This window comes from Pseudomonas azerbaijanoccidentalis, from assembly GCF_019145495.1.
Lineage (GTDB): Bacteria > Pseudomonadota > Gammaproteobacteria > Pseudomonadales > Pseudomonadaceae > Aquipseudomonas > Aquipseudomonas azerbaijanoccidentalis.
The window spans coordinates 289,899-310,118 of the sequence record NZ_JAHSTU010000003.1 but is presented as its reverse complement, the minus strand read 5'-3'; the positions used below and the strand labels follow the sequence as shown (position 1 = coordinate 310,118).

Annotated in this window: 21 protein-coding genes; 17 read left to right on the top strand and 4 right to left on the bottom strand. The window is 58.6% G+C overall.

What is annotated here, in order from left to right; genetic code table 11:
- The first annotated feature begins 42 nt into the window (after positions 1–42).
- From KVG88_RS12190 to KVG88_RS12170, 5 genes are all read left to right on the top strand, one after another.
- Positions 43–852, top strand: a complete 810-nt coding sequence (locus KVG88_RS12190) for a DUF2303 family protein (protein ID WP_217871463.1) — start codon at positions 43–45, stop codon at positions 850–852.
- 80 nt (positions 853–932) lie between these two features.
- Positions 933–1,352: a hypothetical protein gene (locus KVG88_RS12185; RefSeq protein WP_217871462.1), complete on the top strand. Its 420-nt coding sequence runs from the start codon at positions 933–935 to the stop codon at positions 1,350–1,352.
- 196 nt (positions 1,353–1,548) lie between these two features.
- Positions 1,549–2,757, top strand: a complete 1,209-nt coding sequence (locus KVG88_RS12180) for a tyrosine-type recombinase/integrase (protein WP_217871461.1) — start codon at positions 1,549–1,551, stop codon at positions 2,755–2,757.
- A gap of 22 nt (positions 2,758–2,779) precedes the next feature.
- Positions 2,780–3,325 (top strand): GTP cyclohydrolase I FolE, encoded by a 546-nt coding sequence (gene folE, locus KVG88_RS12175; RefSeq protein WP_010456659.1) that lies wholly within the window; start codon positions 2,780–2,782, stop codon positions 3,323–3,325.
- 104 nt (positions 3,326–3,429) lie between these two features.
- On the top strand, positions 3,430–3,801 hold the full coding sequence (locus KVG88_RS12170) for a glutathione S-transferase N-terminal domain-containing protein (RefSeq protein ID WP_150702845.1): 372 nt from the start codon (positions 3,430–3,432) through the stop codon (positions 3,799–3,801).
- A 164-nt stretch (positions 3,802–3,965) separates the two neighbouring features.
- On the opposite strand, the gene KVG88_RS12165 is transcribed toward KVG88_RS12170, so the two are convergent.
- Positions 3,966–5,132, bottom strand: a complete 1,167-nt coding sequence (locus KVG88_RS12165; RefSeq protein WP_217871460.1) for an aminotransferase-like domain-containing protein — start codon at positions 5,130–5,132, stop codon at positions 3,966–3,968.
- Positions 5,133–5,213: 81 nt separating this feature from the next.
- Between KVG88_RS12165 and KVG88_RS12160 the strand changes: the two genes are divergently transcribed.
- The 3 genes from KVG88_RS12160 to KVG88_RS12150 all read left to right on the top strand — a co-directional run bounded on the left by KVG88_RS12160 (position 5,214) and on the right by KVG88_RS12150 (position 8,006).
- Positions 5,214–5,660 carry a MarR family winged helix-turn-helix transcriptional regulator gene (locus KVG88_RS12160; protein ID WP_217871458.1) on the top strand — a complete coding sequence of 149 codons (447 nt, stop codon included), beginning with the start codon at positions 5,214–5,216 and terminating at the stop codon, positions 5,658–5,660.
- A 297-nt stretch (positions 5,661–5,957) separates the two neighbouring features.
- On the top strand, positions 5,958–7,307 hold the full coding sequence (locus KVG88_RS12155) for an NCS2 family permease (RefSeq protein ID WP_150702848.1): 1,350 nt from the start codon (positions 5,958–5,960) through the stop codon (positions 7,305–7,307).
- A gap of 72 nt (positions 7,308–7,379) precedes the next feature.
- Positions 7,380–8,006 carry a LysE family translocator gene (locus KVG88_RS12150; protein ID WP_150702849.1) on the top strand — a complete coding sequence of 209 codons (627 nt, stop codon included), beginning with the start codon at positions 7,380–7,382 and terminating at the stop codon, positions 8,004–8,006.
- 211 nt (positions 8,007–8,217) lie between these two features.
- On the opposite strand, the gene uraH is transcribed toward KVG88_RS12150, so the two are convergent.
- Positions 8,218–8,571, bottom strand: a complete 354-nt coding sequence (uraH, locus tag KVG88_RS12145) for a hydroxyisourate hydrolase (RefSeq protein WP_003223171.1) — start codon at positions 8,569–8,571, stop codon at positions 8,218–8,220.
- A gap of 436 nt (positions 8,572–9,007) precedes the next feature.
- On the opposite strand from uraH, the gene puuE reads away from it, so the two are divergent.
- The 8 genes from puuE (at position 9,008) to KVG88_RS12105 (ending at position 17,126) form a co-directional block, all read left to right on the top strand.
- Complete coding sequence (puuE, locus tag KVG88_RS12140) at positions 9,008–9,934, top strand: allantoinase PuuE (RefSeq protein WP_150702850.1); 927 nt, start codon at positions 9,008–9,010, stop codon at positions 9,932–9,934.
- Complete coding sequence (uraD, locus tag KVG88_RS12135) at positions 9,931–10,446, top strand: 2-oxo-4-hydroxy-4-carboxy-5-ureidoimidazoline decarboxylase (protein ID WP_150702851.1); 516 nt, start codon at positions 9,931–9,933, stop codon at positions 10,444–10,446. Before puuE ends, uraD begins: the two co-directional genes overlap by 4 nt.
- An 88-nt stretch (positions 10,447–10,534) precedes the next feature.
- Positions 10,535–11,530, top strand: coding sequence for an allantoicase (gene alc / locus KVG88_RS12130; protein ID WP_150702852.1), 996 nt, complete (start codon positions 10,535–10,537; stop codon positions 11,528–11,530).
- A 138-nt stretch (positions 11,531–11,668) separates the two neighbouring features.
- Positions 11,669–12,172 (top strand): ureidoglycolate lyase, encoded by a 504-nt coding sequence (locus KVG88_RS12125; RefSeq protein ID WP_150702853.1) that lies wholly within the window; start codon positions 11,669–11,671, stop codon positions 12,170–12,172.
- 50 nt (positions 12,173–12,222) lie between these two features.
- Positions 12,223–13,527: a urate hydroxylase PuuD gene (locus KVG88_RS12120; protein WP_217871456.1), complete on the top strand. Its 1,305-nt coding sequence runs from the start codon at positions 12,223–12,225 to the stop codon at positions 13,525–13,527.
- 139 nt (positions 13,528–13,666) lie between these two features.
- Entirely contained in the window at positions 13,667–15,019 is a 1,353-nt protein-coding gene (locus tag KVG88_RS12115) for a nucleobase:cation symporter-2 family protein (protein WP_150702855.1), read from the top strand.
- A 161-nt stretch (positions 15,020–15,180) separates the two neighbouring features.
- Positions 15,181–15,966 (top strand): outer membrane protein OmpK, encoded by a 786-nt coding sequence (locus tag KVG88_RS12110; protein WP_217871455.1) that lies wholly within the window; start codon positions 15,181–15,183, stop codon positions 15,964–15,966.
- 374 nt (positions 15,967–16,340) lie between these two features.
- Positions 16,341–17,126, top strand: a complete 786-nt coding sequence (locus tag KVG88_RS12105) for an outer membrane protein OmpK (RefSeq protein WP_217871454.1) — start codon at positions 16,341–16,343, stop codon at positions 17,124–17,126.
- A gap of 88 nt (positions 17,127–17,214) precedes the next feature.
- Here the strand turns inward: KVG88_RS12105 and KVG88_RS12100 are convergent, their stop codons facing one another.
- Both KVG88_RS12100 and KVG88_RS12095 read right to left on the bottom strand, forming a co-directional pair.
- A complete protein-coding gene (locus tag KVG88_RS12100) occupies positions 17,215–18,369 on the bottom strand; it encodes a patatin-like phospholipase family protein (protein ID WP_217871453.1) in 1,155 nt (384 codons plus the stop codon).
- Positions 18,370–18,404: 35 nt separating this feature from the next.
- On the bottom strand, positions 18,405–19,337 hold the full coding sequence (locus tag KVG88_RS12095; RefSeq protein WP_150702859.1) for a lipid A biosynthesis lauroyl acyltransferase: 933 nt from the start codon (positions 19,335–19,337) through the stop codon (positions 18,405–18,407).
- A gap of 118 nt (positions 19,338–19,455) precedes the next feature.
- On the opposite strand from KVG88_RS12095, the gene minC reads away from it, so the two are divergent.
- Positions 19,456–20,193 carry a septum site-determining protein MinC gene (minC, locus tag KVG88_RS12090; RefSeq protein ID WP_150702860.1) on the top strand — a complete coding sequence of 246 codons (738 nt, stop codon included), beginning with the start codon at positions 19,456–19,458 and terminating at the stop codon, positions 20,191–20,193.
- Positions 20,194–20,220 lie beyond the last annotated feature (27 nt).

The window sequence follows — 20,220 nt, the reverse complement described above, 5'->3', positions numbered from 1 at the left end:
CCTAGAAGCATCACCAAGTCCTCTCACCAAAAGGAAGCACCAATGCCACTTGCTAAAGACGCACTCGAACACATCCTGGCTCAAGCACATGCAGCTACCACCCTGCCGGCGACGCTGGTACCCGTGACCGCTTTGCCGGAAGACGTGAAAATTCACAATCTGGAAATCTTCCAGGCGTTGCGCTCCCGCTTCCGCGGCACGCTCAACACCAACAGCTTGCGTGACTTCGCCAACTACACCATTTCTCGCAATGGTGCAGAGGCGCAAGGTTTCATCAATCAAGACGACATGAGCTGCAAAGTGTTCTTCAACCTGGGCGACGAGATCACGCCCGGCCATGCGGATGACGTGGCGATCCTGAAACTCAAGCCCACCGCAGCGTACAAGGCACTGCAAGAAATCGCCGGCAAGAAACTCAGCCAACGTGACCTGGCCGAGTGGATCGAAGACTGGCACTTAAGCCTGGTGGCGGGTAAGGAAGGCGGGGGCACCATGACCATCAGCGCAGCCATCGCCAGTGTTCGCAACATCACCATCGAAGCCCGCAGCTCGGCCACAAGCAGTGAACACAACTTCGGCGCCTCCCGCAGCGCAATGGATAGCATCGAAGCTGCCAGCGCCGAGAGCCGTATTGAGGCGCTGTTCTTCGAACTGATCCCGTATGAAGGCCTGGGCACCCGCGTGTTCACGCTCAAGCTCAGCATCTTGACCGGTGACGACAAACCGACCCTCAAGCTGCGCTGGGCCGGCGAAGAACAGCAGGTAGAAGAAATCGCCCAGGAATTCAAAACGACACTCGCAAAAGAAGTCGGCGGCTCCGCGACCCTGACCCTGGGCACTTTCAACGCGTAACCACCCAAACTACGTAGCAACATCCTGCCGCCGGCCTCTCACCAAGCATCCCGGCGGTGGGTTCTACCGAGGCACAGCACATGACCACAATTCAAATTTGCGCACTGATCGTTCTAATCGTACTTGTTGGCCTGACTTATTGGGCAGGCTATCGCGGCGGCCTGATCGACGGCCGCATTGAAGGTATCGACGAAGGCAAGGCCATTCAGCAATCAGATAACTCTGGGATGATTCAGGACCTCAAGCTATCGCTTGATCAGGCACAGGCCCACTACAAGCAACTTTACTCCCACTATGAGCGGGCGTTGGCTGCATCAAAACTAGGGGAGCCGGCTCGCCAAACCCTATTGGAAATCGCAGAAAAATTGCGCATTGCAGCCGAAACATTCAGCGCCTTCCGCACCGGCAAGAAACTCGAGCGCGACTCACTCACCCTCCGCAATAAGGCCCTGGCTATAGCGGTCCTTTTAGAACCACAAGTGCTGGAGGATGCAGCATGAATACGCACGTCGACAACTCTGCGGAGGCACCGCTTCACACCTACCAGGTCGATAAGATCCCGGAGGAAAAAATGGCTGAGTTAGTCGGTACCACCCGCCGGGCGCTGCAAGGCAAACGCGCTAGGGGCGTTATCCCCAAAGGTGTCTGGAACAACATCGACAGCCGCATTTACTACAGCATCAGGAGATACGAGGAATGGCTCGAAAGCCAATGGGACTGCCCACCGGAGTTGAATTTGCTGGACAGTCCGTCCGCATTCGCTTCACCTGGAATGGGCAACGCCGTTGCGAAACCCTCCCCTATCCCCAAACGCCGAAGGGGATTAAGGCTGCCGCCGACCTACGCGCTAACGTAACCAGCCTGATCAAGCACGGCGTGCTGGATGATCAACGCTACGCCGAACTGTTCCCCAACTCCACCTATGCCAGCTACTCGGCGACTCCCCGTTTCGGGGAGTACACCCAGGAGTGGCTCAATAGTCGCGAGATCGTGGCAGGGACACGCAAGAACTACCTCGGCTCCCTCAATCTGTATTGGATGCCGTATCTGGCGATGCTGCCTATCGACAGCATCACGTCTGTGATGCTGCGCAAGGTGGTGGCCAATACCGAATGGCCGACGCCGGGCGTGAAGCGCGCGGCGATCCAGCGCCTGACCACGGTGTTCGGTACCGCAGTGAAAGACGGCCTGATCAACCGAAACCCGGTGGAGTCCATCGAACTGCCGGTAAAGGCCAAAAAGCCCATCGATCCCTTCACCGTGGGTGAGGCCAACCGAATCATCGATCACCTATATAAGACGCTGGCCCATTCGATGCGGATCTACGCGGCGTACTTCGAGTTCGCCTTCTACACCGGCATGCGCCCCAGCGAGATCGCGGCGCTGCGCTGGGAAGAGGTCGACAAGGAGAAGCGACTGGTCAACGTGTGTCGGATTGTCGCGGACTACAAGATCGAGGAGCGCACTAAAACCCGCAACAGCCGACAGGTTATGCTCAACAGTCGCGCCTTGCACGCCGTCAACGAGGCTGAGCGCATGGCTCAGGAACGTGCCAAGCAAAGCCGCCGCAAGCAGGCGGAATCGCCTTTCGTGTTCCCTCCGACCAAGAACTTCGAGTTCATTCAACAATCGAGCGTCACCGACAAACATTTCCGGGCCGCGCTGACCGCCCTGAAGATTCGCGCCCGTCGGCAATACAACTGCCGGCACACTTACGCTACCATGTGCCTCATGGCGGGTATGAACCCTGCATTTATTGCCACTCAGCTCGGTCATAGCGTTCAGATGCTGCTATCGACCTACGCCCGATGGATTAACTCCAGTACCGACTGGGGCGAACTCGGGAAGCTCGAAAACAGCCTGATTGGTACAAAATTGGTACAGACTGAAACAGTACCCCTCTGAAACCCTTATGGAATCAGCCCCTGTGACACTGGAACAGAACTACACCGCGATTCTCGGCCAATTGGGCGAGGACGTGTCCCGCGAAGGGCTGCTCGACACGCCAAAACGTGCCGCCAAAGCCATGCAGTACCTCTGCCGCGGTTATGAACAGACGCTCGAAGAAGTCACCAACGGTGCCTTGTTCAGCTCCGACAACAGCGAAATGGTGCTGGTCAAGGACATCGAGCTGTACTCGTTGTGCGAACACCACCTGCTGCCGTTCATCGGCAAGGCGCATGTTGCCTATATTCCGAGCGGCAAGGTCCTGGGCCTGTCGAAGGTCGCGCGCATCGTCGATATGTATGCTCGTCGCCTGCAGATCCAGGAAAACCTCAGCCGCCAGATCGCCGATGCGGTCCAGCAGGTCACCGGCGCCCTGGGCGTTGCCGTGGTGATCGAGGCCAAGCACATGTGCATGATGATGCGCGGTGTTGAAAAGCAGAATTCGTCGATGATCACTTCGGTGATGCTCGGTGAGTTCCGCGAGAACGCCGCTACCCGCAGCGAGTTCCTCAGCCTCATCAAGTAATTCGCAACACAAAGAAAACCGGCATTCATCGCCGGTTTTTTTTCGCCCGGGGAAAATCAGGTAAGCTGCGCGCCTTTCTTTATTCCCACCGTGAGGCTTTCAACGTGTTCGTAAAAGCGCTTCGTGTCGGCCTTGGCCAACTGATCATCTTCATCGACTTCATCACTCGCCCAAGCAAGAAGAAGCGCCCCGCCGCTGCTCAAGCCCAGGTCGAATCCGCCGCCAAGGGTCTGACCCTGTATCAATTCCACGCCTGCCCGTTCTGCGTGAAAACCCGTCGTACCCTGCGTCGCCTGAATGTGCCGGTGGCGTTGCGTGATGCCAAGAACAACGAACAGGATCGCCAGGCCCTGCTGGAGCATGGCGGCAAAATCAAGGTGCCGTGCCTGCGCATTGAAGAGAATGGCCAGACGACCTGGATGTATGAGTCCAAGGTGATCATTGATTATCTGGATAAGCGCTTCGCGGCAGCCTGAGGTTTTTGTGGTGTGATTAATGGCCTCATCGCTGGCAAGCCAGCTCCCACAGTGATCTGTGGTGCTCACAAAACCTGTGGGAGCTGGCTTGCCAGCGATGTGGCCGGTACAAACGCTACCAATCTCAGACATAAATAAACCGGCCCTTGAGCCGGTTTTTTTATCTATGCCGCTCGCGCAGCCTGAGCCTGCCGCACCACCGCCGCCAATCGCTTCAAGCCTTCATCCAATCGCGCCGGATCGATATGGCTGAAGTTCAGCCGCAAATACCCGTGATGCTTGTCCGGCTCAGGGAAGAACGGTTCGCCCGGCATGAACGCCACATCATCGGCCAACGCCGCATTGAGCAAGGTTCGCGTGTCCAGCGGCTGCTTGAGCTTCAACCAGAAGAACAACCCGCCCTGCGGCTCGTTCCAATCCGCCAGATCAGCAAAATGGGTGTACAGCGCCGCCTGGAACGCATCCCGCCGTCCCCGATAGAAATCGCGCAGCTCACTGCGATGTTGCTGATACTTCTCGCTGCCGATCCATTGCAAAGCCTGCCATTGGCCGACCCGATTGGTGTGCAAGTCCGCCGACTGCTTGAGCCTCAGCAAGTGCGGGAACAGGTCCGGGCTGGCGATCAGGTAGCCGACGCGCAAACCCGGCAACAGGGTTTTCGACACCGTACCGGTGTAGATCCAGCTGGCTTTTTTCAAGCGACTGACAATGGGCGTGGCGCTGCCGCCATCGAAGGTCAGTTCGCGGTATGGCTCGTCTTCAATCAGGGTGACGCCGAACTCATCGAGCAGCGCCGCCACCGCGTCACGCTTGGCTTCGCTGTAACGCACGGCGGATGGGTTCTGAAACGTCGGGATCAGGTAGATGAACGCCGGACGATGTTTTTCCAGGCGCGCCCGCAGTTGCGCCAGGTCCGGGCCATCGACCTCCAGCGGGACGGTGATGCAGTCTGCGCCGAACAACTGGAAGATTTGCAGGGCCGCCAGATAAGTCGGCGCCTCAAGCAGGATCTCGGTGCCTTTATCGATGTACAGCTTGGCAGCCAGATCTAGCGTCTGTTGAGAACCGCTGACCACCAGCACCTGGCTCGCCTCGCAGCGCACACCCAACATCCGGGCCTCTGCCGCCAACACCTCACGCAACGCCGGCTCGCCTTCGCTCATGCCGTATTGGCCGATGGACACCGGCATGTCGGCCCAATCGACCTTGGGCAGCATGGCTTCAGCCGGCAGGCCTCCGGCGAACGACATCACTTGCGGACGCTGCGCGGCGGCAAGGATTTCACGGATCAAAGAACTTTTAAGGCGCGAGACACGTTCGGAAAAAGCCATGGGGTCACCGGTAGCTTGGCATGGAGAAAATGAGTCAAACTGGTTGACTGAAATTACGACACCTCAGGCGGATACGTCAACATGATTGACCTTAAAAACCCGAATTCCCAACAACAGGCCATGGAAGCGTTTTTCTTCGGTTACCAGGCCTTCACGGCCAAGGCTGATGAAATGCTTGAGCGGCGAGGCTTGAGTCGGGTTCATCAGCGCATCGTGTTTTTCATCGCCCGGTACCCGAACCTCAGCGTCAAGGAGTTGCTGGCGTTGCTCGGCGTGAGCAAACAGGCGCTGAACATGCCGTTGCGGCAATTGCTGGAAATGCATCTGGTGGACAGCGTGGCGTCCGAGACCGACAAGCGAAAGCGCTTGCTGGCATTGACGGACGATGGCACACGTTTTGAGCAATCGCTGCGTCGCGAGCAGGTGAAATTGTTGGAGCGGGTGTTTGCCGAGGCTGGGGAGACAGCGGTGAATGGCTGGCTGGCGGTGAATTTGGGATTGGGGAAAAGTCAGACCGTTGTTGATTGACTGTTCTGGCCCCATCGCCAGCAGGCTGGCTCCCACAGTGACCTGTGGCGTACACAAAACCTGTGGGAGCCAGCCTGCTGGCGATGAGGCCCTCGAAGGCGATATATCCCTAAAGCCAAATATTTCGTAAACAAAACAAAAAACAATATTTGCTTTATTTGTACACAAAAGCATAATCCACTTCGTGCGAGTTCCTGACCATACGGTCAACAAATTCGCAAGTGCCTCAAAGGGCCGCTGCCACCCTCATGGGTCCGGCCCTGGAAATAAAAATAAAACTCTTGAGGAGTACTCGCTGTGGAAAGCCGCAAATCCGAAGCATCGACGCTGGATCTCTCGCCGCCATTACGCAATGGGCTGCTGGAACGTCTGTTTAAACTCAGCTTGCACGGCACCACGGTGAAGACCGAGCTGATTGCCGGTCTTACAACCTTCATCACCATGGCTTACATCATCTTCGTCAACCCGAACATCATGGCTGACGCCGGGATTGATCACGGCGCGGCCTTCGTCGCCACCTGCATCGCCGCCGCTCTGGGGTGCCTGTTGATGGGCCTCTACGCCAACTGGCCGGTCGGCCTGGCACCCGGCATGGGTTTGAACGCGTTCTTCACTTACACCGTCGTCGGTACCATGGGCTACAACTGGGAAACCGCACTGGGTGCAGTGTTTGTCTCCGGTGTGTTGTTCATGATTCTGACCTTCTCGCGGATTCGCGAATGGTTGCTCAACAGTATTCCTGTCAGCCTGCGCTATGCGATGGGCGCGGGCGTGGGTCTGTTCCTGGGCCTGATCGGTCTGAAAACCGCGGGTATCGTCGTTGATAGCCCGGCCACCCTGATCAAGCTCGGTTCCCTGCGCGAGCCTGGTCCGCTGCTCGCCGCCGTGTGCTTCCTGATGATCGCCATCCTCAGCTACCACAAAGTGTTCGGCGCGATCCTCATCAGCATCATCACCGTCACGCTGGCCGGATGGGGCCTGGGCCTCGTGCATTACGAAGGGATCATGTCGGCACCGCCGAGCCTGGCCCCGACGTGGATGGCCATGAACGTCGCCGGCGTGTTTAACGTCAGCATGATCAGTGTGGTCCTGGCATTCCTCTTCGTGCACATGTTCGACACCGCCGGCACCCTGATGGGCGTGGCCCAACGAGCCAACCTGGTGGGCGCCGACGGCAAGATCGAAAACCTCTCCCGCGCGATGAAGGCTGACAGTGCGTCCAGCGTATTTGGCGCCGTGGTCGGCGTTCCACCGGTCACCAGCTATGTGGAAAGTGCTGCCGGTGTAGCAGCGGGTGGTCGGACTGGTCTTACCGCAGTGACCGTAGGTGTGCTATTTATTGCAGCCATGTTCTTCGCTCCGCTGGCCGGCATGATCCCTGCCTATGCCACCGCCGGCGCGCTGATTTATGTAGCGATGCTGATGATGGGCGGAATGGCCCACATTGAATGGGACGAAGCGACCGACAGCATTCCGGCCATCGTCACCGCAATCATGATGCCGCTGACCTTCTCGGTCGCCGACGGTATCGCGCTGGGCTTCATCACTTACGTGGCGTTGAAGGCCGGTACCGGCAAGTACAAGGAAATTTCCGTCAGCCTGTGGGTGCTCTGCGCGATCTTCATCGCCAAGTTCATCTTCCTGTAAGCCTTACGCGGGACACGTTTCAAAACAGCCTCACCCCGTCGGGTGAGGCTTTTGTGCAAATGGAGGAAAGTGATGAGTCTGGAAACCTGGCTGCTGTTCAGCGGCGCTGCGCTGGTAGTGATCCTGATCCCGGGGCCACTGTCGTTGTTGATGATCAGCAACAGCCTGAACTACGGCCTGCGCCGTTCCTACCCGGCGTTTCTGGGTGGCGTGATTGCTTCGATCTGCCTGTTGAGTGCTTCGGCGCTGGGTTTAGGGGCGTTACTGCTGGCGTCGGAACAACTGTTTAGTGCTCTGAAAATCGTCGGCGCGCTGTACTTGTTCTACCTCGCCTGGCAGAGCTGGCAGCAATCGCGTCAGCCGTCCCATGGCGCTGTAGTGCCTCAGGCTGCAGCAGTGCCGCGCTTTCGCGCACTGTTCGGGCGCGCGTTCATGCTCGGCGCCAGCAACCCGAAAGACATTCTGTTCTTCGCCGCGTTTCTGCCGCAGTTCTTGAGCGCCGAACAACCGTTCCTGCCGCAGTTGCTGGTGATGATTGCCACCTGGACCGTGCTTGATCTGCTGTGCAAATTGGCCTACGGCCTCGGTGCCCATGGTGCGGCGCGGTATCTGCGCAGCGGCAAGGGCCAGAGCTGGTTTAACCGGGTGAGTGCGGGGTTGTTCAGTGGCGCAGGGGCTGCATCCCTGCTGAGCCGCTAAAAGCATCGCTGGCAAGCCAGCTCCCACAGGTTCAGGGGTGTTCACATCTTTTGTGTACGACCCGGACACTGTGGGAGCTGGCTTGCCAGCGATGGCGTCAGCACAGACACCACTTTTCCCCAGACGAAAAAAAGCCCGCAGTGTGAGCGGGCGAAAGACCAAAGAAGCTATATGCGCAGTCGCTTCCAGGTGGTGGCAGCTGCTTGGGGGATCAGCTGCCGCGGTACGTGGAGTAGCTGTAAGGCGAGATCAGCAGCGGTACATGGTAGTGATCCTGTTCGGCGGAGATGCCAAAACGCAGCACCACCACATCCAGGAACGCAGGCTCCGGCAGCTGAACGCCACGGGCGCGGTAGTAATCGCCCGCATGGAACTGAACCTGATAAACCCCGGTGCGATAATCATCGCCTTGCAGCAGCGGTGCATCGACACGACCGTCGCTGTTGGTTATCGCACTGGCGACCAATTCCAGGTGCGAGCCTTCAACGCGGTACAACTCGACCTTGATCGAGCTGCCCGGGCAACCATGTGCAGCGTCCAAAACGTGTGTAGTCAAACGTCCCATTGATTCTGCGCGCCTGCCTGCGTGGAAGCAGTCAGACTTCGCGCCTCCCGAAGTCAGGTGAAAAGGAGACCGCACCGATTCGGAGCACGAAAAGCTGCGGCGAGCGATTGATTAAGACACTTTTCAAAAAAATTGTACACAATAAAAACGACATTTTTACCGCCGACAGCGCCATCGACAGAAATTCCGCCAGTTTCCTGCGCAACCTTATGTTCTCTGAACCCAGCAATCATTAACTGACCAGTCAGGCAGGTTTCTTGCAGGTGCGTGTCAATACCACGTCAAGATGACCGTTAACGAAAAATGCAAAAAATCAGGCTTACAAAGTGAATATAAAGTTGTATACAATCAACCCATCGCTGTGACGCCAGCCAGTGATCCAACCTTTAGTCGCGTCACACCAACTGTCACCACGAATATAAGAAGGAAGACTGCAGTGAGCGCTGACTACCCTCGCGACCTGATCGGTTACGGCAGTAACCCTCCGCACCCACACTGGCCGGGCAATGCCCGCATCGCCCTGTCGTTCGTACTCAATTACGAAGAAGGCGGCGAGCGCAACATTTTGCACGGCGACAAAGAGTCCGAAGCGTTCCTCTCGGAAATGGTGTCCGCCCAGCCGCTGCAAGGCGCTCGCAACATGAGCATGGAATCCCTTTACGAGTATGGCAGCCGTGCCGGCGTCTGGCGGATTTTGAAGTTGTTCAAGGAATTCGACATTCCTCTGACCATCTTCGCCGTCGCCATGGCCGCCCAGCGTCACCCGGACGTGATCCGCGCAATGGTCGATGCCGGCCATGAGATCTGCAGCCACGGCTACCGCTGGATCGACTACCAGTACATGGATGAAGCCCAGGAACGCGAGCACATGCTCGAAGCGATCCGCATCCTCACCGAAATCACCGGTGAGCGTCCGCTCGGCTGGTACACCGGTCGCACCGGCCCCAACACCCGCAAACTGGTGATGGAAGAAGGCGGTTTCCTCTACGACTGCGATACCTATGACGACGACCTGCCCTACTGGGAACCGAACAACCCGACCGGCAAGCCGCACCTGGTGATCCCGTACACGCTGGACACCAACGACATGCGCTTCACCCAGGTCCAGGGTTTCAACAAGGGCGACGATTTCTTCGAATACCTCAAAGATGCGTTCGATGTGCTGTACGCCGAGGGTGCCGAAGCGCCGAAAATGTTGTCGATCGGCCTGCACTGCCGCCTGATCGGCCGTCCGGCGCGTCTGGCCTCGCTCAAGCGCTTTATCGAATACGCTAAAAGTCATGAACAGGTGTGGTTCAGCCGTCGCGTCGACATCGCGCGCCACTGGCAAGAAACCCACCCGTACACAGGGGCTGCCAAATGAGCACCTTTCAAACCGTCAAACCTTCGAGCCTGAGCCGTGACGCGTTCGTCGCCGCTTTCGCCGACATCTACGAACATTCGCCATGGGTCGCCGAAAAGGCCTTCGACCTGGGCCAGGACGCTTCGATCGACGACATCGAAACCCTGCACCAGCGCATGAGCGACATCCTGTTGAGTGCTGATCACGAAAGCCAACTGGCCCTGATCAACGCTCACCCGGACCTGGCCGGCAAAGCCGCCGTCCAGGGCCAACTGACCGAAGCCAGCACCCATGAACAGGCTGGCGCCGGTATTCACCAATGCACGGCCGAAGAGTTCCAACGCTTCACCGAGCTGAACGACGCCTACAAAGCCAAGTTCAAGTTTCCCTTCATCATGGCGGTAAAAGGCAGCAACCGGCATCAGATCCTCGCAGCGTTCGAAACGCGCATTCACAACTCGGTCGAGACCGAATTCAAATGCGCGCTGGCGGAGATCAACAAGATCGCCCTGTTCCGATTACTGACCCTATAGCAAGCCTTGCCCGAGTGTTCTTAAACGCAGAAAGCACCCAGGGCACTGCAAGCATCCCAAGCCACTTATTTAAAGGCAGACAAGAAGAATGAAAGCTTACGCCGTACCTTTCGAGAAGTTCGTCAACCTGGCCGATGCCCGCCTGGGCACCAAAATCATTTCGGTCACCGATGACTGGTTCGCAGACGCCAATCGTCTGTTCCAACCGACCCCGGCCGTATGGAAGGAGGGCGTGTTCGATGACAACGGCAAGTGGATGGACGGCTGGGAATCGCGCCGCAAGCGCTTCGAAGGCTACGACAGCGCTGTGATCCGCCTGGGCGTACCGGGTTCGATCAAGGGCGTCGACATCGACACTTCATTCTTCACCGGTAACTTCCCGCCATCGGCCTCCCTGGAAGCCTGTTTCCTGGCGGAAGGCGAGCCGAACGAAAACACCCAGTGGACTGAAGTGCTGTCGGCCGTCGAGCTGCAAGGCAACAGCCACCACTACCACGAAATCAGCAACGACCAAGCGTTCAGCCACCTGCGCTTCAACATCTACCCGGACGGCGGTGTTGCCCGTCTGCGCGTGTACGGCGTTCCGCACCGTGACTGGTCGGCTGTCGGCGACAACGAGCAAGTCGACCTGGCTGCAGCCCTCAACGGTGGCCGCGCCCTCGCCTGCTCCGACGAACACTTCGGCCGCATGAGCAACATCCTCAACCCGGGCCGTGGCATCAACATGGGCGACGGCTGGGAAACTGCACGTCGTCGTACTCCGGGCAATGACTGGGTCATCGTCGCGCTGGGCCACCCGGGCGAGATCGAGAAAATCATCGTCGACACCCTGCACTTCAAGGGCAACTACCCGGACACTTGCTCGATCCAGGGCGCGTTCGTGAAGGGCGGCACCGACAGCCAGATCGAAACCCAGTCGCTGTTCTGGCGCGAACTGCTGCCAAGCCAGAAGCTGGAAATGCACGCCGAACACACCTTCGCCGAGCAGATCAAGGCACTGGGCCCAATCACCCACATCCGCCTGAACGTGTTCCCAGATGGTGGTGTGAGCCGTCTGCGCGTTTTGGGCAAAGTCGCGAAGTAATGCTGAGCCTATAGGAGCTGGCGCAGCCTGCGATCTTTTGATCTTGATCTTAAAAAGCAAAGTCAAAAGATCGCAGGCTTCGCCAGCTCCTACAGGGAACGCAGTCAACCGAATACGAATTTGGAAAAGAAGAACAGCATGCGCACACTGACGATTGAACCGCTGACCAAAGAAGCCTTCGCCCCTTTCGGTGACGTGATCGAAACCGACGGCAGCGATCACTTCATGATCAACAACGGTTCGACCATGCGCTTCCATAAACTGGCCACGGTCGAAACCGCCAAGCCAGAGGACAACGCGATCATCAGCATCTTCCGCGCCGACGCGCAGGACATGCCGCTGACCGTCTGCATGCTGGAGCGTCACCCGCTGGGCAGCCAGGCTTTCATTCCGCTGCTCGGCAACCCCTTTCTGATCGTGGTCGCGCCACTTGGCGATGAACCTGTATCAGGCTTGGTCCGCGCCTTCGTCACCAACGGCAGGCAGGGCATTAATTACCATCGCGGCGTTTGGCACCACCCGGTGCTGACGATCGAAAAGCGGGATGACTTCCTGGTGGTTGATCGCAGTGGCACAGGCAATAACTGCGATGAGCATTTTTTCAAAGAGGATGAGCGTTTGATCCTCGCCCCCCACCAATAAGAGAAGGTCTGATCACTCGACAACAGAGTGACAGGCGAGAGGTAAAGACTGTGGAAGCACATCTGTTGGAATGGCTGAACCTGAGCGTGCGCTGGGTTCATATGATTACTGGTGTGGCCTGGATCGGCGCATCGTTCTACTTCGTCTGGCTGGAAAACAACCTCAATCGGGTCAACCCGAAAAGCGGTCTGGCCGGTGATTTGTGGGCGATCCACGGCGGCGGTATCTACCACCTGGAAAAATACAAACTGGCTCCACCGACCATGCCGGACAACCTGCACTGGTTCAAATGGGAAGCCTACTTCACCTGGATGTCGGGTATCGCGCTGCTGTGCGTGGTGTTCTACTCCAACCCGACGCTCTACCTGCTGGCTCCGGGCAGCACCCTGAGCGGTCCTGAAGGCGTGGCCATCGGTATCGGCTCGCTGTTCATCGGCTGGTTCATCTACTCCTTCCTCTGCGACTCGGCCCTGGGCAAACGCCCTGCCCTGCTTGGCGCCATCCTGTTCGTTCTGATCATCGCCGCGGCCTATGGCTTCAGCAAAGTGTTCAGCGGTCGTGGTGCGTACCTGCACGTCGGCGCGATCATCGGCACCATCATGGTCGGCAACGTATTCCGCATCATCATGCCGGCGCAACGCGCACTGGTAGCGGCCATCGCCGAGAACCGCACACCTGATCCGGCGCTGCCAGCCAAAGGCTTGCTGCGTTCGCGTCACAACAACTACTTCACCTTGCCCGTGCTGTTCATCATGATCAGCAACCACTTCCCGAGCACTTACGGCAGCCAGTACAACTGGTTGATCCTGGCCGGGATCGCGGTTCTGGCGGTGTTGGTGCGTCACTACTTCAACACCCGTCACGACAGCCACAAATTTGCCTGGACCCTGCCCGTGGCAGCGGTGGGCATGATTTGCCTGGCTTATGTGTCCGGTCCGAAGCCGATGTCCAGCGCCCCTGAAGTGGCCAAGGCACCTGCTGCCATCGAATACCAGCCATTGCCGGAAACCGCAGTGGGCGGTGGCTTGAAACCGACTGAAGCCAAACCTGCCGAGGCACCTGCAACCGCTCCGGCACAGGCATCCAACGCCGGTCCCGGTTTCGACAAGGTGCACAGCGTGATTCAGGAACGCTGCTCGGTTTGCCATTCGGCAAAACCGACCAGCCCACTGTTCAGCGCCGCGCCGGCTGGTGTGATGTTCGACACCCCCGAGCAGATCCGCCAGAACGCGGCGCGCATCCAGGCTCAAGCCGTCGCCAGCCAGATCATGCCACTGGGCAACATCACCCAGATGACCCAGCAGGAACGTGACCTGCTCGGTGCCTGGGTTGCACAGGGAGCTCCGACCAATTAATCGTTGAGACGCATCGCGGGCAAGCCCGCTCCCACAAGGATCACCTGAATCCTGTGGGAGCTGGCTTGCCCGCGATTGGCCGCGCCGCGGTCACCCTGATGCACAAAATCACAAGAATAAAAAAGATCCGAGGTGTTGCATGTCCGAGCTCTCCAAAGCGCGCATCCCCGACGCACCCGCCATTCAGCGTTTGCCCCTTTTGCAACTGATTCTGGTCGGTTTGCAACATGTTCTGCTGATGTACGGTGGCGCCATCGCGGTGCCGCTGATCATCGGACAGGCCGCTGGCCTGAGTCGTGAAGAAATCGCCTTCCTGATCAACGCCGACCTGCTGGTCGCCGGTATCGCCACTATCGTTCAGTCGCTCGGCATCGGCCCCATGGGCATCCGCATGCCGGTGATGATGGGCGCCAGCTTCGCCGCCGTCGGCAGCATGGTCGCCATGGCCGGCATGCCCGGTATCGGCTTGCAAGGTATCTTCGGTGCAACCATCGCCGCCGGATTCTTCGGCATGATCATCGCGCCGTTCATGTCCAAGGTCGTGCGCTTCTTCCCGCCTTTGGTGACCGGCACGGTCATCACCTCGATCGGTTTGTCGCTGTTCCCCGTGGCCGTGAACTGGGCCGGCGGCGGTGCTGGCGCCACTCAATTCGGTTCACCGATTTACCTGACTATCGCCGCACTGGTGCTGGGTACCATCCTCTTGGTGCACCGCTTCATGCGCGGTTTCTGGGTCAACATTTCCGTGCTGATCGGCATGTGCCTGGGCTACGTGCTCTGCGGCGTGCTCGGCATGGTTGACCTGAGCGGCATGGCCCAGGCGCCATGGCTGCAATTCGTCACCCCGCTGCACTTCGGCATGCCGAAGTTCGAACTCGCACCGATCCTGTCGATGTGCCTCGTCGTGGTGATCATTTTTGTCGAGTCCACCGGGATGTTCCTCGCACTGGGCAAGATCACCGGTCAGGAAGTGTGCCCACGCATGCTGCGCCGCGGCTTGCTGTGTGATGCCGGCGCCTCGTTCTTTGCCGGTTTTTTCAACACCTTCACCCACTCCTCCTTCGCCCAGAACATCGGCCTGGTGCAGATGACCGGCGTGCGCTGCCGTTCGGTGACCATCGTCGCCGGTGGTTTGTTGATCGTCCTGAGCCTGCTGCCCAAAGCCGCGTTCCTCGTAGCTTCAATTCCGCCCGCGGTACTGGGCGGTGCGGCGATTGCGATGTTCGGCATGGTCGCGGCCACAGGGATCAAGATTCTCCAGGAAGCCGACATCGGCGACCGTCGCAACCAGTTGCTGGTGGCGGTGAGCATCGGCATGGGCCTGATCCCGGTGGTGCGTCCGGAGTTTTTCGCCCACCTGCCCCTGTGGATGAGCCCGATCACCCACAGCGGAATTGCCATGGCGACGTTGAGTGCACTGGCGCTGAACCTGCTGTTCAACATCCTCGGCGGCCGCGAACGCGCGGCGATCAACGACTGCCACGCGCACTAACAAGTAACAACACAAACCCATGTGGGAGCGGGCTTGCTCGCGAAGAGGTCGGCACATCCAGCATCAATGTTGACTGGCAAACCGCTTTCGCGAGCAGGCCCGCTCCCACAAGGGGCGGGGCTGCCTGCGCCTCAAACAATAAAAACAAGAGGGAGCAACAGATGATTCGTACACAAACCAGCATGCTGTTGGGCAGTGGACTTCTGGCGGCCAGCCAGGCCATGGCCGGCGATTTACTGCTGTGGCAGACCAACAGCGTGAGCTATCTGTACGGCAAGGATTTTGCGGTCAACCCGTCGATCCAGCAGACGATCACCTTCGAACACGCCGACCGCTGGAAGTACGGCGACAACTTCATGTTCATCGACAGCACCTACTACAACGGCGAAAAAGACCGCAACAAAGGCGTCCACGCCTATTACGGCGAATTCAGCCCGCGCCTCTCCCTCGGCAAAATCCTCGACCGCCGTTTCGAATTCGGCCCGATCAAGGACGTTCTGCTGGCCATGACCTACGAGAATGGCGAAGACGACACCGAGGCCTACCTGATCGGTCCCGGCTTCGATCTCGCCGTACCTGGCTTCAACTTTTTCACCTTGAATTTCTATAACCGCCACACCGAAGGCTCACGCGCCGGCGACGATGTCTGGCAGATCACCCCGGCCTGGTCGTACACCATTCCAGTGGGCAATTCGAGCGTGTTGATCGACGGTTACATCGACTGGGTCGTGGACAACGACGAGAACGCCCACGGCACTTACCACGCCAACGTGCACGTTAACCCGCAAATCAAATACGACCTGGGCAAAGCCCTCGGCTGGCGCGAGAAACAGGTGTATGTCGGCGCCGAGTACAGCTACTGGAAAGACAAATACGGCATCGAAAACAACGGCAACCTCGACACCAATGAAAACACCACCAGCCTGCTGGTGAAGGTGCATTTCTAAGATGACCCGCAACTGCGCCCCAAACCTGTCGTCGGTGCGCTGTTGCGGGGCACTTGAGACCTGGCCAAGGAGTCAGTATTCTCCGCGGCCGCCTGAATCCGCTTTAAAAAAAAGCCCGGATTTAATTCCTGACCAGAAAGCCAACTTATCCCGGCTCTGGACGGTATCAAGGCATCCCCAAACCACTCTCAATCGACTGTTTTTGAGCAGCCGAACGGGAGTTTTTTGTTTTTGACATGCCTTGGCGCAGCTCTTGCTTACTGCATGAAAGCTGACCGAATGGATGATTTTTTTACCGAAACAGAAAAAGGCGCCACACCAGAGCGCCGACCTTAAAAAAACACGTGGAACACCTACTTTTTGGGAGCAACCGAATGAAACGTACGTGCACTAGCCTGATGCTGGCGGGTTCGATGCTGGCTGGGGGCCAGGCCATGGCGGGCGATCTGCTGCAATGGCAAGACAACAGCTTGACCTACCTTTACGGCAAGGACTTTCAGGTCAATCCGCGCATTCAGCAGACGGTGACCTTCGAACACGCCGATGGCTGGAAATACGGCGACAACTTCTTCTTCATCGACAAGATCTTCTACAACGGCAAGGAAGACTCTTTCGCGGGTGAGAACACTCACTACGGCGAGTTCAGCCCGCGTTTGTCGTTCAACAAGATCTTCGATCAGAAGCTGGAATTCGGCCCGATCAAAGACGTGCTGCTGGCCATGACCTATGAGTTCGGTGAAGACGATACCGAGTCCTACTTGATCGGTCCGGGTTTCGATCTGGCCATTCCTGGCTTCGATTATTTCCAGCTGAACTTCTACAACCGTCACACCGAAGGCAGCCGCGCGGGTGACGATGTCTGGCAGATCACTCCGGCCTGGTCCTACACCATCCCGGTGGGTGACTCGGACGTGCTGATCGACGGTTTCATGGATTGGGTTGTCGACAACGACGTCAACGACAAAGGCGAATACCACGCCAACCTGCACTTCAACCCACAGATCAAATACGACTTGGGCAAGGCGCTGAACCTGGGCGCCAAGCAGTTGTACGTCGGTGTCGAGTATGACTACTGGAAAAACAAGTACGGTATCGAAGACAGCCAGGGCTTCAAGACCGATCAGAGCGTGACCAGCTTCCTGGTCAAGGTGCACTTCTGATTTAACGTCAAAAGATCGCAGGCTTCGCCAGCTCCTACATTGGGATGCGTTCCCTCTGTAGGAGCTGCCGAAGGCTGCGATCTTTGCTTTACGGCAACCCCAAAAACCGACTCAACTCCTCCTTATTGGCCAACGCATCCCGCCGCCCCAAATCAATCAACTCACTGCAATACCCCGCCTCGAACAGCAAATAACTCAACACCCCTGCCCCACTGGTCTTGGTCGCCCCCGGCCCACGCAAAAACAGACGCAGCGCTGCCGGCAATTCCTGTCGATGACGCGCGGCAATCTCGTCGATCGGTTGACTCGGTGAAATCACCAGCACCTCCACCGGCGCCACGCCCAATGTGCGTGTCGGCGTACCGTCGGGCATCAGGTGGCTGAACTGATTCAAACGCTGCAACAACTCGATGTCGCTTTCCAGGCTGTCAATGAACGTACTGTTGAGCATGTGCCCGCCGATCTGCGCCAGGGTCGGTTGTTGCCCGGTATAGGCGCGTTGCAGAGGTTGCTCGGGGTCGACGCCACGCGGGTTGCCGCTGACGCCCACCACCAGCACACGACTGGCGCCCAGGTGCAATGCCGGGCTGATCGGGGCCGACTGCCGCACCGCGCCATCGCCGAAATACTCTTCGCCGATTTTTACCGGAGCGAACAACAACGGAATGGCCGAACTGGCGAGCAGATGATCGACGGACAGTTGCGTCGGTATGCCGATCCGGCGATGGCGCAACCAGGCGTCGATGGTGCCGCCGCCCTGATAGAAGGTCACGGCCTGACCCGATTCGTAACCGAACGCGGTTACGGCCACCGCCTGCAACTGCTTCTGAGCGATGGATTCGGCGATGCCGTCCATGTGCAATTTGTCGTTGAGCAAACCGCGCAGTGGCGAGCTGTTGAGCAGCGCCACCGGCACCTGAGCGCCAAGGCCCAGCAAACTGTGGCTGACAAACCGGCTGGCCTGGCGGATCACTCCGGGCCAGTCGCTGCGCAACACCAGATGGCTGCGAAAGCCTTGCCAGAACGCAGTCAACCGCTCAATGGCGGCGCGAAAATCCGTGGCCCCGCTGGCCAGGCTGACGGCATTGATCGCCCCGGCCGAGGTGCCGACAATCACCGGAAACGGATTGTCCGCGCCCAACGGCAACAGCTCGGCAATCGCCGCCAACACCCCCACCTGATAGGCCGCCCGAGCCCCGCCACCGGAAAGAATTAACCCTGTAACCGGTTCAGCAGGACTCATTGCAACACTCCATGGAGCTTATCGGGATCGGCGGATCAACCGCGTTTTGCGTAGAGCTTGGGCTCGCCGGGTGGACGGCTTTTGAAGCGGCGATGAGCCCAAAGGTATTGCTCCGGGCATTCGCGCAACACGCCTTCGATCCACTGGTTGATACGCAAGCAGTCAGCCTCTTCGGTTTCACCGGGAAAACCCTCTAGCGGCGCATGGATCACCAGGCGATAACCGCTGCCGTCCGCCAGACGCTCCTGGGTGAACGGCACCACCAGCGCCTTGCCCAGCCGTGCAAACTTGCTGGTGGCGGTGACAGTCGCCGCCTGAATACCGAACAGCGGCACGAAAATGCTTTGCTTGGCGCCGTAGTCCTGGTCCGGCGCGTACCAGATCGCCCGGCCCGAACGCAGCAACTTGAGCATGCCGCGCACGTCCTCGCGCTCGACCGCCAGCGAATCGAGGTTGTGCCGCTCGCGCCCCTGGCGCTGGACGTAGTCGAACAACGGATTCTTGTGTTCGCGGTACATGCCATCGATGGTGTGTTTCTGGCCGAGCAGCGCTGCGCCGATTTCCAGGGTGGTGAAATGCACGGCCATCAGAATCACGCCCTTGCCTTCGCGCTGGGCCTGCTGCAGGTATTCCAGGCCTTCAATGTGGGCCAGCTTCGCCAATCGCTCACGCGACCACCACCAGCTCATCGCCATTTCAAAAAACGCGATACCGGTGGAGGCGAAGTTTTCCTTGAGCAGGCGCTTGCGCTCAGCCGCGGACTTTTCCGGGAAACACAGCTCCAGATTGCGCTTGGCAATGCGCCGTCGGTCGCCCGCCGCGCGATACATCAAGGCCCCGAGCACGCGACCGAGCCACAGCAATGCCGGATAGGGCAGCTGGACGATCAGCCACAACAGCCCCAAGCCACACCACAGCGGCCAGAAACGTGGAGATAGAAAGGTTTTTTGAAAACGCGGGCGATCCATTCATGCATCCGGAAAGACAATGGCCGCGCATTCTACATCGTTCGACCCGGCTTGCGGCCTGCGGGCGTTCTCGTTATAAGTCTCGGCACTTTTAGTGACAAGTCGTTGTATGCCGACCATGAGCCAAACCGAACTGCTAGACCAAGATCCCGTGTTCCAGCTGAAGGGCAGCATGCTCGCCATTACGGTGCTGGAACTGGCCCGTAACGACCTCGAAAGCCTCGACCGGCAACTGGCCGCCAAAGTTGCCCAGGCGCCTGGTTTTTTCAGCAATGCGCCGCTGGTACTGGCCCTGGACAAACTCCCGGCCAGCGAAGGCGCGGTGGATCTGCCGGGCCTGATGCGCGTTTGCCGACAGCACGGCCTGCGCACCCTGGCAATCCGAGCCAGCCGAATCGAAGACATCGCGGCGGCCATCGCGGTCGACCTGCCGGTGCTGCCGCCGTCCGGCGCCCGTGAGCGTGCATTGGATTTGAACGAAGGCGCGGTCGCAAAAAAACCGGAAAAACCACCGGAGCCGACGATCAAGCCGACCAAAATAATTACGTCGCCAGTACGTGGTGGCCAGCAGATATATGCACAAGGCAGCGATTTGGTGGTGATCTCCTCGGTCAGCCCGGGGGCGGAACTTCTCGCCGATGGCAACATCCATGTATACGGCCCCATGCGAGGTCGAGTGTTGGCCGGCGTCAAGGGCGACACGAAAGCCAGGATTTTCTGTCAGCAGATGAGCGCTGAACTGGTCTCCATCGCAGGACATTACAAGGTGTCCGAAGATCTGCGCCGCGACCCGTTGTGGGGTTCGGGCGTGCAGGTCAGCCTGTCGGGCGATGTGTTGAACATCATTCGGCTTTAACGGATACTGCCGCATTTTCCAAGCATC